1 rRNA gene is annotated in these 2,314 nt (G+C 53.8%); it reads left to right on the top strand.

The window, feature by feature from the left end:
- Positions 1-2,314 (top strand): 23S ribosomal RNA (locus tag JCM16418_RS23245); the annotation flags it as partial.

Here is a 2,314-nt window from a genome sequence, read left to right as displayed (position 1 = left end):
GGGTGATGGCGTGCCTTTTGTAGAATGAACCGGCGAGTTACGTTCCCATGCAAGGTTAAGCTGAGAAGGCGGAGCCGCAGCGAAAGCGAGTCTGAATAGGGCGAATAAGTATGTGGACGTAGACCCGAAACCGTGTGATCTACCCCTGTCCAGGGTGAAGGTGCGGTAACACGCACTGGAGGCCCGAACCCACGCATGTTGAAAAATGCGGGGATGAGGTGGGGGTAGCGGAGAAATTCCAATCGAACTCGGAGATAGCTGGTTCTCCCCGAAATAGCTTTAGGGCTAGCCTCGGAAATAAGTCGTGGAGGTAGAGCACTGATTGGGTGCGGGGCCCGCAAGGGTTACCAAGCTCAGTCAAACTCCGAATGCCATAGACTCGAATTCCGGGAGTCAGACAGTGAGTGCTAAGATCCATTGTCAAAAGGGAAACAGCCCAGACCATCAGCTAAGGTCCCCAAGTGTGTGTTAAGTGGGAAAGGATGTGGAGTTGCACAGACAACCAGGATGTTGGCTTAGAAGCAGCCACCATTGAAAGAGTGCGTAATAGCTCACTGGTCGAGTGACTCTGCGCCGAAAATGTAACGGGGCTAAACACGCCACCGAAGCTATGGCTTGATGCGTATGCATCAGGGGTAGGGGAGCGTTGTATGTGGGTTGAAGGTGTACCGTAAGGAGCGCTGGACAGCATACAAGTGAGAATGCCGGTATAAGTAACGAAAAGATCAGTGAGAATCTGATCCGCCGAAAGCCCAAGGTTTCCTGAGGAAGGCTCGTCCGCTCAGGGTAAGTCGGGACCTAAGGCGAGGCCGAAAGGCGTAGTCGAAGGACAACAGGTTGAAATTCCTGTACCACCGTAAACCGTTATGAGTAATGGGGTGACGCAGCAGGGTAGTGACGCGGACTGATGGATGTCCGTCTAAGCAGTGAGGCTGGTGTGTAGGCAAATCCGCACATCGTAAGGCTGGGCTGTGATGGGGAGCGAAAATTATAGTAGCGAAGGTCATGATCTCACACTGCCAAGAAAAGCCTCTAACCAGGTGAAGGTGCCCGTACCGCAAACCGACACAGGTAGGCGAGAAGAGTATTCTAAGGCGCGCGGAAGAACTCTCGTTAAGGAACTCGGCAAAATGACCCCGTAACTTCGGGAGAAGGGGTGCCCCGGTAGTGTGAATAGCACGAGGGGGCCGCAGTGAAAAGGCCCAAGCGACTGTTTAGCAAAAACACAGGTCTGTGCGAAGCCGTAAGGCGAAGTATACGGCTGACGCCTGCCCGGTGCTGGAAGGTTAAGGGGAGTGGTTAGGGGTAACCCGAAGCTATGAACCGAAGCCCCAGTAAACGGCGGCCGTAACTATAACGGTCCTAAGGTAGCGAAATTCCTTGTCAGGTAAATTCTGACCCGCACGAATGGCGTAACGACTTGGGCGCTGTCTCAACGAGAGATCCGGTGAAATTTTAATACCTGTGAAGATGCAGGTTACCCGCGACAAGACGGAAAGACCCCATGGAGCTTTACTGTAGCTTGATATTGGATTTGGGTACGATCTGTACAGGATAGGTGGGAGCCTGAGAAGTAGGAGCGCCAGCTTCTATGGAGGCATCGTTGGGATACCACCCTGATCGTATCTAGGTTCTAACCTAGGACCGTTAGCCGGTTCGGGGACAGTGTCAGGTGGACAGTTTGACTGGGGCGGTCGCCTCCTAAAGAGTAACGGAGGCGCCCCAAGGTTCCCTCAGAATGGTTGGAAATCATTCGAAGAGTGCAAAGGCAGAAGGGAGCTTGACTGCGAGACCTACAAGTCGAGCAGGGACGAAAGTCGGGCTTAGTGATCCGGTGGTACCGCATGGAAGGGCCATCGCTCAACGGATAAAAGCTACCCTGGGGATAACAGGCTTATCTCCCCCAAGAGTCCACATCGACGGGAGGTTTGGCACCTCGATGTCGGCTCATCGCATCCTGGGGCTGAAGTAGGTCCCAAGGGTTGGGCTGTTCGCCCATTAAAGCGGTACGCGAGCTGGGTTCAGAACGTCGTGAGACAGTTCGGTCCCTATCTGTCGTGGGCGTAGGAAATTTGAGAGGAGCTGTCCTTAGTACGAGAGGACCGGGATGGACGTACCACTGGTGCACCAGTTGTTCCGCCAGGAGCATGGCTGGGTAGCTACGTACGGACGGGATAAGCGCTGAAAGCATCTAAGCGTGAAGCCCCCCTCAAGATGAGATTTCCCAGTATGTAAGACCCCTTGAAGACCACGAGGTAGATAGGTTGGAGGTGGAAGTGCAGCAATGCATGGAGCTGACCAATACTAATCGGTC

Source organism: Paenibacillus pini JCM 16418, from assembly GCF_000576305.1.
GTDB classification, from domain to species: domain Bacteria; phylum Bacillota; class Bacilli; order Paenibacillales; family Paenibacillaceae; genus Paenibacillus_AQ; species Paenibacillus_AQ pini.
The sequence above is the reverse complement of the archived record's forward strand: the minus strand, read 5'-3'. Positions and strand labels throughout refer to the sequence as shown.